General features: G+C 73.4%; 4 protein-coding genes and 1 pseudogene (1 of these 5 running past the window's edge). 2 read left to right on the forward strand and 3 right to left on the reverse strand.

Annotation, left to right across the window (positions count from 1 at the left end; translation table 11 throughout):
• Positions 1-950 carry the 5' portion of an SDR family NAD(P)-dependent oxidoreductase gene (locus OG494_RS13715; protein ID WP_328455580.1) on the reverse strand. 26,692 nt of this gene lie to the left of the window's left edge, so the window shows 950 of its 27,642 coding nt (coding positions 1-950); its start codon is at positions 948-950; the stop codon falls past the left edge of the window.
• Between the two features lie 253 nt (positions 951-1,203).
• Here OG494_RS13715 and OG494_RS13720 point away from each other — a divergent pair, with 253 nt between their 5' ends.
• A complete protein-coding gene (locus tag OG494_RS13720) occupies positions 1,204-2,013 on the forward strand; it encodes a DUF2306 domain-containing protein (protein ID WP_328455582.1) in 810 nt (269 codons plus the stop codon).
• Positions 2,014-2,089: 76 nt separating this feature from the next.
• On the opposite strand, the gene OG494_RS13725 is transcribed toward OG494_RS13720, so the two are convergent.
• Positions 2,090-2,995, reverse strand: coding sequence for an NADP-dependent oxidoreductase (locus tag OG494_RS13725; protein WP_328455584.1), 906 nt, complete (start codon positions 2,993-2,995; stop codon positions 2,090-2,092).
• A 119-nt stretch (positions 2,996-3,114) separates the two neighbouring features.
• On the opposite strand from OG494_RS13725, the gene OG494_RS13730 reads away from it, so the two are divergent.
• A complete protein-coding gene (locus tag OG494_RS13730; RefSeq protein ID WP_328455586.1) occupies positions 3,115-3,570 on the forward strand; it encodes a MarR family winged helix-turn-helix transcriptional regulator in 456 nt (151 codons plus the stop codon).
• A gap of 109 nt (positions 3,571-3,679) precedes the next feature.
• On the opposite strand, the pseudogene OG494_RS13735 reads toward OG494_RS13730, so the two are convergent.
• Positions 3,680-9,817: pseudogene (locus OG494_RS13735) on the reverse strand (SDR family NAD(P)-dependent oxidoreductase); the annotation flags it as partial.
• Between the last annotated feature and the right edge of the window lie 29 nt (positions 9,818-9,846).

A 9,846-nucleotide genomic window follows, 5' to 3' on the forward strand; every position in this document is an offset into this window, starting at 1 on the left:
TCCAGGGGGTCGCCGACGCGGGTGCCGGTGCCGTGCAGCTCGACGTAGCGCACCGCGTCGGCCGGGACGCCCGCGCGGCGCAGCGCGGCCCGGACGACCGCTTCCTGCGCCTGCGCGCTCGGGGTGGTGAGGGTGTCGCTGAAGCCGTCGTTGTTGACTGCGCCGCCCTCGATGACGCAGTGGATGCGGTCGCCGTCGGCCAGCGCCGCGACCAGGGGCTTGAGGACGACGAACCCGCCGCCCTCGCCGCGGACGTAGCCGTTGGCGCGCTCGTCGAAGGTGTAACAACGGCCGTCGGGTGAGAGGCCGCCGAACCGGTCTGCGGCGACGGTGCTCTCCGGGGCGAGGTTGAGCTGGACGCCACCGGCCAGCGCCAGGTCAGCTTCGCCGCTGCGCAAGGCTTCGCAGGCGAGGTGCACGGCCACGAGCGAGGACGACTGCCCGGTGTCGACGGACATGCTGGGCCCGCGCAGCCCGAACGTGTAGGAGATGCGGTTGGCGACGACGGCGCGGCTCTGGCCGGTGAGCGTGTGGTGCCCGATGGCGGCGGCGCCGCGCTGCTTGAGCAGCGTCGCGTAGTCGTCCGCGCTGGACCCGACGAACACGCCGGTCGCACTGCCTTCGAGGCGGGCGGGGACGATCCGCGCGTCCTCCAGGGCCTCCCAGCCCAGTTCCAGGGCGAGGCGCTGCTGCGGGTCCATCGTCGCGGCTTCCCCCGCCGGCACGCCGAAGAAGGCGGCGTCGAAGGTGTCCACATCGGACAGGAAGCCGCCGCGGCGGGTCTCCGGCGGCACCGAGGACCGGCGCTCCGGCGGGACTTCGGTGGTGCCGTCGGCGCCTTCGCGCAGCAGCGTCCAGAACGCGCCGGGCCCGTCGGCCGACGGCAGCCGGCAGGCGAGGCCCACGACCGCGACGGCACCTGCACGGGCAACGGCACGCTCGTCAGGCACGTGCTCGGATCGTTCCACCGCGGCGCTCCCAAGGGTTCGGACGGGGTCCGTTCCGGCGGGCGCTGGGAAGCCGCGGTGCGCCGCCGCCCGAACCACCGCCGACACGGAGGTCAGGCAGACTATGCCGTCACCCGGACCCTGTTTTCCCTAGCTGTTGCGGCCGATCCGGCCCGGTGGAGAGCGAACTCTACGGTTTTCCCCACTGTCTTCGCGCCACACTCTTCGCGCCGGTTCCTCCCACGGAAGGCCCACCATGTCACGCATCGGAACGGCGCTGAGACGCCCCTGGATCGTCCCCTTCTACTTCCTCGCGTTCGGTTTCCTCGCGTTCCGGCTGCCCAACTACGTCGGCTTGGATCCGAGCAAGTCGACGGCGGCGACCCGGCTGGACGTGCCGTTCTACTACCCGTTGCTGGTGGCGCACATCTTCTTCGGCTCGGTCGCGTTCGTGACCGCGGCGATCCAGGTGTGGCCCAAGCTGCGCAACAAGTACCCGAAGCTGCACCGCGTGTCCGGCCGGATCTACGTCTTCGGCGGCGCGCTGCCGGCCGGGATCGCGATCCTGACGATCACGCCGCTGCTCACGCACGGCCCCGGCCAGAAGGTCGGCAACGCGATCCTCGGCCTGCTCTGGCTGATCACCACGATCACCGGCTTCCGCCGCGCCCGCCAGGGCCGCATCGTGGAGCACCGCGAGTGGATGCTGCGCAGCTTCGCGCTGTGCTTCTCGATCCTGGCGTCCCGCTTCTGGCTCGGCCCGGCGATCCTCTGGCTGGAGCCGGAGGTCTTCACGATGGGCGTCGACGGCCCGGCGGCGGTGCAGGACCAGGTGTCCACGCTGACGTCGTGGGTGCCGTGGGTGGTCAACCTGCTGATCGCCGAGTTCTTCATCAACCGCGCCCGGTACAAGAAGCTGGGTGAGCAGGCCGCGAAGCGCAAGGCGGCCCAGGCCCGCGCCGTCGCGTCGGAGACGGCCGATGTCACTCCCACTGAGGCGACCCTGGTCCCGGACGCGAAGACGCCGCTGCTGGACGCACGGCCGTCGCCCGATCCGGTGGCCTGACCCCGAGAACGCGCCTTCCCCGGCGGCGGACGAGCCCGGCACCATCCCCCGGTGCCGGGCTCGTCCGCGTGTCCCGTCAGACGAGGACGACGATCTTCCCCTGCGTGTGGCCGCCTTCGGACTCCCGGTGCGCCTCGGCGATCTCGTCCAGCGGGTACGTCGCGGCGAGGTGCGGTGTGTAGCCGCCACGGGCGCCCAGCGCGGCGCCTTCGGCGAGCAGCGCGGAGTTGTTCTCCGAGTTGCGGGCCCGGACTCCGAGTCCACCCGCACGGGCCGCGTCGGCGACCGTCACGACCCGGTCCGGGTCGCCGGCGATGGCGACGAGGTCGGCCAGCGAGCCGGAGGCGGCCGTGTCGAGCACGGCGTCCACACCGCCGGGGGCGAGATCGCGGACGCGGTCGGCCAGACCCTCGCCGTAGGTGGTGGGCAGGGCACCCAGACCGCGCAGGTACTCGTGCTTGCCCGCGCTCGAGGTGCCGATGACGGTGGCGCCGCGCGCCACGGCCAAGGCGACGGCGGCGCTGCCCACCCCGCCGGCCGCGCCTTCGACCAGCAGCGTGCGGCCGGCCAGGTCGCCGAGCGCGTCGAGCCCGCTGCCGGCCGTGTCGACGGCCAGCCCGGCGGCGGCGGCCTGCGTCAGGGTCCACCCGTCCGGCACCGGCGCCCACGCGGACAGCGTGGCGTACTGCGCGGACGCCCCGAACACGCCGCCGAGCCCGAACACCCGGTCACCCACGGTGACACCGGTGACGCCTTCGCCGACCTCGTCCACCACGCCGGCGGCGTCGCGGCCGGGGATCGCCGGGAAGCCGACCTCGAACATCGCGCGGGCCGCCCCCGAGCGCACTTTCCAGTCGACCGGGTTCACACTGGCGGCGGCGACGCGGATCCGGACCTCGCCGGGCCCGGCGTGCGGTTCCGGGACGTCCTCGACGACGAGCACGTCCGCCGGGCCGTAGTCGTGGTAGCGGGCTGCGCGCATGGTGACTCCTCGATCCGCGGATGCTTTCCTTGGAAACTAACTTAAAGTCAGTTACTTTCCATGGCAAGTGTCTCGCAGATCACTTTCCGCGGAAAGTGACTGCGTGTACAGTCACGCCCGTGGAAGCGGATGACAGCTTCGCCCCGGCCGAGGCGGACACCTGGGAGTCGCTGCTGTCCGTGATCCTGTGGCTGCCCGCGGCCCTGGAGGGGCGGCTCAAGCAGGACGGCCTGAGCCACGCCGAGTTCCTGATCCTGTGGTGCCTGTCGCAGCACCAGGACCGCACCATGACGTCGCTGGCGGAGATGTCCCGGGTCACGCCGTCGCACCTGTCCCGCATCGCGTCTCGGTTGGAGAGGCAGGGCTGGCTGGTCCGCAAGTCCGACCCGGCCGACACCCGCTACACGATCGCGTCACTGACCCCGGCGGGGTTGAGGAAGTACGACGAGTCGGCACCCGGCTACTACGCGACCCTGCGCGAGCACGTCTTCGGCCTGCTGACCGAGGAGCAGCTCGGTCAGCTCGGCGGCATCACCGGGATCGTCGCGCGGTCCCTCGACCCGACCGCGACCTAGCGCCCGAGCCGAGCCCGCGGCTTTGTGAGTCTGCCGCGGCTTGTCGTGAGTGTTTAGGGCGGTTAGAACCGCCCTAAACACTCACGACAAGTCTGGGCGCTGTCAGCCGTCAGCCGACGTCCGGGAGCCAGGCCCGGACCGCCGCCACCGCTTCGGCGATGTGTTCCTCCACGATCGTGAAGTGGTTGCCCGGGACGTCGGTCACCGTGTCCGCGTGGGCCCAGGCCGAGCGCCACTCGACTTCCGCCTGCTCGGCCACGATCGGCTCCGACGCCCGGACCAGCAAGGTCGGGCACGGCAGCGGGCCCAGGTCCCAGCCTTCCATCAGGTCGAAGCACCACGCCATCGCCGACAGCCCGGCGCTCGTGACTTCGGTGTACTGCTGGTTCCGCTTGTACAGCCCCGTCATCAGGCCGCCGCCCGCACTCGCGACGAACTGGCTGTCCACCGCGTACGGGTCCAGCAGCGCCACCCCGGCCGGCGGCGTGCCGCGGCGGGCCAGTTCCGTGGCGATCGCGTGGACCAGCAAGCCTCCGGTGGAGACGCCGAGTACCACGAACGGCTCCCCCGCCGCGTAGGCGAAGATCGCGTCGGCCTCGGCCGCGACCAGCGCGTCCCGGTCGGCCGGCAGCGCTTCGCCGTCGGTGAAGCCCGGGATCGGGACCGCCGAGACGTCGTACTGGCCGCGACACGACGCGGCGAACAGCGAGTACTGCTGCACCCCCGCCATCGCGACCAGAGCCGGAACGCAGATCAGGTGCGGGCCGGGCGCGGCGTCCGGGTCGCGGCGGGCCAGGCGCAGCGGGCGGATCGGGCGGGTCAGCTCGTCCGACGTGCGGAACTTCGGACGCAGGGTCGCCGCGGCGCGCAGGAAGTCGATCGCGTCGGCTTGTTGGCCGTTATACAGGGCCTGCGTGAACAAGCCGGAGATCGTCTCGTTCGCTTGCGCGGACACGGTTTCCGGCGCCGTCGAAGACTCGGCGGGCCGCGAAACGCGCTCCAGCTCGGCGCCCAGGTGGCCGGCCAGCTCGAGCGGGGTCGGGTGGTCGAACACCACGCCGACCTGCAGGATCAGGTCCGTCGCGGCCTGGAGGCGGTTGCGCAGGTCCATCGCGGTCAGGGAGTCGAAGCCGAGTTCGGGGAAGCCGCCGTCGACGGCCACCGCGGCCGCGCTCGGGTGACCGAGCACCGCGGCGGCGAGCGTGCGGACCAGGTCCAGGACGGCCGCGGGACGGCCCTCTTCCGGCAGGTCGGCGTACGTCTTGGCGAACGAGCCCACCGCTTCGGCCGAGACCGCCGAGCGGCGCGACGGTGGCGGGACCAGCACCCGCATCATCGGCGGGACCTCGCCCGACGCGCGCATCGCGGCCAGGTCCAGCCGGATCGCGGCCAGCACCGGGTCGGCCGGGCGGGCCAGCGCGGCGTCGAACAGCGCGACGCCCTGCTCCCCCGTCAGTTCCAGGGCCCCGCCACGCGCTTGGCGGCGGCGGGCGGCGTCGTCGAGCTGCGCGGCCATGACGCTGTCGTTGCGGACCCAGCTGCCCCAGGCCACCGACGTGCCCGGCAGGCCGAGCCCGTGGCGGTGCCGGGCCAGCGCGTCGAGGAACGCGTTGGCGGCGGCGTAGTTGCCCTGCCCGGCGGTGCCGGCCAGGCCGGCGAACGACGAGAACAGGACGAACGCCGCCAGGTCGCGGTCGCGGGTCAGCTCGTGCAGGTGCCAGGCCGCGTCGAGCTTCGGCGCGAACACCGTCTCGAGCTTCTTCGGCGTCAGGGAACCGAGGACGCCGTCTTCGAGCGCGCCGGCGGTGTGGACGATCGCCCGGACCGACGGCTCGGCGTCGAGCAACCGGGCCAGTTCGTCCCGATCGGACACGTCGCAGGCGCGATAGTCCACCACCGCGTCGAGTTCCGCGGCGAACTCCGCCGCGCCCGGGGCCGTACCGCCGCTGCGGCTCACCAGCAGCAGCTCGCGGACGCCGTGTTCGGTCACGAGGTGCCGCGCGATCGTCCGGGCGAGCGCGCCGGTGCCGCCGGTGATGAGGACCTTGCCCGCGTCGCGCCAGACCTCCGCCGGCGAGGCGTCGCCGCGGACGCGGGCGAGGCGCCCGACGTGCGGGACGCCGTCGCGCAGGGCCACCTGGGGTTCGCCCGAGGCGAGCAGGCCGGGCAGCATCGGGAGCAGGTCGCGGATGGACTGGTCGCCGGACTCGTCCAGGTCGACGAGCACGAGCCGGCCCGGGTTCTCGGTCTGCGCGGAGCGCAGCAGGCCCCAGGCGGCCGCGGCGGACAGGTCGGCGCCTTCGGTGGCGCCGCGGGTGACGAAGACGAGCCGCGTGGTGCGCAGCCGGTCTTCCTCGAGGAACGCCTGGACCTGGCCCAGCACCCACTTCGTCAGCAGGTGCGCCGATTCCCGCGGGTCCTCGGGCCGCACGTGCACCAGCGGCACCAGGATCAGCTCGGGCGGCTCCAGGCCGTCGTCGAGGGCGGCGGACAGCGTGCCGATGCCGAGGAACGTCTCGACCGCGCGGCCGAGGGTGTAGACGGCGCCGGTGAGGCCGAACTCGTCGGCGCCGGCCACGACCCAGCTGCCGTCGGCCAGGCGGCCGGGCTCCGGCGCGGGCACGGCCTGCCACTCCCAGCGGAACAGGCTGTCGCCGAAGGTGGCCGGAGCAGCATCGACGGCGGCCGCGCGCAGCAGCAGCGAGCCGACCGATGCCACGGGTGCACCGGTCGCGTCGGCGAGGTCGATGCGGACGCTGCCGGAGCCGGAGGGCGCGATCCGGACCCGGGCCCGCGACGCGCCGACCGCGTACAGCTCGACGTCGGTCCACGAGAACGGAAGGCGGCTCTGGCCGCCGTCGCCGGTGAAGGACGTGGCGTGCAGGGCGGCATCGAGCAGCGCGGGGTGCAGCGCGCACGCGGCCGCTTCGGCGCGGTTCGCCTCGGGCAGCGCGACTTCGGCGTAGACCTCTTCGCCGAGGCGCCACACGGATTCCAGGCCGCGGAAGAGCGGCCCGTATCCGAAGCCGTTTTCGGCGGCCTGGTCGTAGAAGCCGGTGAGGTCGACGCGCTCGGCGCCCGGCGGCGGCCACTCGGCGGGGAACTCCCCCGCCGCCGGCTGCTCGCCGGCGCGCAGGACACCGTTGGCGTGGCACGTCCACGGTTCGTCCCCGTCGGTGTCGGGCCGGCCGTAGACGGCGAGAGTGCGACGGCCCGCCGGCGTCAGCGGGCCCAGCACGAGCTGCGTCCGGACGGCCTGGCCGGCCGGGACGACCAGCGGCACGGCGAGGGTCAGCTCTTCGACGACCGGGCAGCCGGCCTCGTCGCCGGCGCGGATCGCCAGCTCCAGGAACGCGGTGCCGGGCAGCAGCACCGAGCCGCCGAAGGTGTGCTCGGCCAGCCAAGGGTGTGTGGAGACCGACAGCCGCGAGGTGAACAGGAAACCTTCGGTGTCCGGCAACGCCGTCACCGCGCCCAGCAGCGGGTGGTTCGCCGCGCCGAGGCCCAGCGCCGAGATGTCACCGGCCGGCTGCAGGCTCGTCTGCGGCCAGATGTTCGTGCGCTGGAAGGGATACGTCGGGAGCGCGACGCGGCTGCCGGCCGGCAGGTTCCAGTCGACGTCGGCGCCACGGGCGAACGCGGCTCCGACGGCGACCAGGAAGCGGTCCAGGCCGCCGTGGCCCAGCAGCAGGGTGGCCGACGCCGTCGCGCCGGTGCCCGACTCCTCGAGGATCGCCTGCAGCCCGAGGCTCAGCACCGGCTGTGGGCTGACCTCGACGAAGTGCCGGCCGCCGAGTTCCAGGGCGGCGTGGACACCGGAGTCGAACCGCACCGTGCGTTCCAGGTTGCGGTACCAGTACTCGGCGTCCAGTTCGGAGCCGTCGAGCCACTTCTCGTCGGCGGTGGAGAAGAACGGGATCGCGGACGCCGCAGGGTGCAGCTCGCCGAGGAGGGCGACCAGTTCGTCGTGCAGCACGCGCACCTGCGGGCTGTGCGCGGCGAAGTCGATGCCCTCGACGCGCCAGCGCATCAGGCCGGCCGCCGAGAGGCGCTTTTCGAGGGTGGTGAGCGCGCCGGGCTCACCGGCGACGGTCACCGTGCGGGGGCCGTTGACGGCGGCGATCGACAGGGTGCCGTCGAAGTCGCCGAGCAGGGCGCGGACGTCCTCTTCGGACGCCATCACCGAGAGCAGGCCGCCGTGGCCGGCGAGCCGGTCGCCGATCAGGCGGCTGCGCAGGGTCACGATGCGCGCGGCTTCGGGCAGCGGCAGGGCGCCGGCGAAGCAGGCGGCGGCGATCTCACCCTGCGAGTGGCCCAGCACCGCGGCCGGGCGGACGCCGTAGGAGCGCCAGAGGTGCGCGAGCGACACCATCACCGAGAACAGGACGGGCTGCACGACGTCGACCCGGTCGACCGAGGGCGCGCCGTCGGCGCCGCGCAGGACGTCGAGCAGCGACCAGTCGACGTACGGGGCGAACGCCTCGGCGCACTCCTCGATGTGGCGGCGGAAGACGGGCGCGGTGTCGAGGAGGCTCGCGGCCATCTCCGGCCACTGCGAGCCCTGGCCGGGGAACACGAACACCGGCCCGGTCGTGGTGGTCGCGGCGCCGGTGGCCGCGTACGGCGACGGGACGCCGGCGGCCAGCGCGGACAGGCCTTCGCGCAGGGTGGCGACGCCGGTGCCGGCCACGACGGCGCGGTGGTCGAAGCGGCTGCGGGCCAGCAAGGTGCGGGCGATCGCGGCCGGGGGCTGCCCGGTGTGCTCGTCGAGGTGGGCCAGCAGGCCCGCGGCCTGGGCGGCCAGTGCTTCCGGCGACTTCGCCGACAGCACCCACGGCACGGCGGGCGGTTCCGCCGCCGCAGCCAGGGCTTCAACCGGCAGGGCCTGTTCCAAAACAACATGGGCGTTGGTGCCGCTGACGCCGAACGACGAGACGGCGGCCCGGCGCGGAGCTCCGGTGCGAGGCCACGGCCGGGACGTCGTCAGCAGCTCGACGTCACCCGCGGCCCAGTCGACGCGCGACGACGGCGTCTCGGCGTGCAGGGTGCGCGGCAGGACGCCGTTGCGCATGGCCAGGATCATCTTCATCACGCCGCCGACACCGGCGGCGGCCTGGGTGTGCCCGATGTTCGACTTGAGCGAGCCCAGCCACAGCGGCCGGCCCTCGGGCCGGTCCTGACCGTAGGCCGCGATCAGCGCCTGGGCCTCGATCGGGTCGCCGAGCGACGTGCCGGTGCCGTGGGCCTCGACGACGTCCACTTCGGACGGTGAGAGTTTCGCGTCGGCCAGCGCCTGGCGGATCACCCGCTGCTGCGACGGGCCGTTGGGGGCGGTCAGGCCGTTGGACGCGCCGTCGGAGTTGACGGCCGAGCCGCGCAATACGGCCAGGACCTCGTGGCCGTTGCGCCGCGCGTCGGACAGCTTTTCGAGCGCGAGCATGCCGACGCCTTCGGACCAGCCGGTGCCGTCCGCGCCCTCGGCGAACGCGCGTGAGCGGCCGGTCGGCGACAGCGCGCCCTGGCGGCTGTACTCGATGAACACCATCGGCGTCGACATCACGGCGACGCCGCCGGCCAGCGCCAGCGAGCACTCGCCGCGGCGCAGCGCCTGGGCCGCGAGGTGCATGGTGACCAGCGACGACGAGCACGCCGTGTCGACGCTGACGGTCGGGCCCTCGAAGCCGAACGTGTAGGAGATCCGGCCGGAGGCGACGCTGCCGGCGCTGCCGTTGCTCTGGTAGCCCTCGAGGTCTTCGGTGACACCCTGCAGCGCGATCGCGTAGTCGTTGTACATCACGCCGACGAACACGCCGGTGTCGCTGCCGCGCAGCGTGTGCGGGTCGATCCCGGCGGATTCGCAGGCCTCCCAGGAGGTTTCGAGCAGCAGCCGCTGCTGCGGGTCGGTGGCCAGCGCCTCACGCGGGCTCATCCCGAAGAACGCCGGGTCGAAGCCGCCGGCGCCGTGCAGGAAGCCGCCCTCGGCGGTGGCGGACGTCCCGGGGGCGCCGGGTTCGCCGAGCAGGTCGGCCAGCGGCCAGCCGCGGTCCTCCGGGAAGCCGGAGATCGCGTCGACCCCGCCGTCGACCAGCCGCCACAACGCTTCGGGCGTGTCGACGTCGCCGGGGTAGCGGCAGCTCATGCCGACCACCGCGATGGGTTCACCGCCCGCGGATTCCGCCTCCACCAGCCGCTCGCGCGTGCGGGTCAGATCGGCGGTCACCCGCCGGAGGTAGTCGAGGAGTTTGGCCTCGCTCATCGAACCATCCGTTCGGTCCG

This window comes from Amycolatopsis sp. NBC_00438 (assembly GCF_036026695.1).
Lineage (GTDB): Bacteria > Actinomycetota > Actinomycetes > Mycobacteriales > Pseudonocardiaceae > Amycolatopsis.

What these genes read in the sequence shown, in the direction of transcription:
- OG494_RS13720 (WP_328455582.1), top strand. Translation starts at nt 1,204, where the DNA reads ATGTCACGCATCGGAACGGCGCTGAGACGCCCCTGGATCGTCCCCTTC.
- OG494_RS13725 (WP_328455584.1), bottom strand. Translation starts at nt 2,995, where the DNA reads ATGCGCGCAGCCCGCTACCACGACTACGGCCCGGCGGACGTGCTCGTC.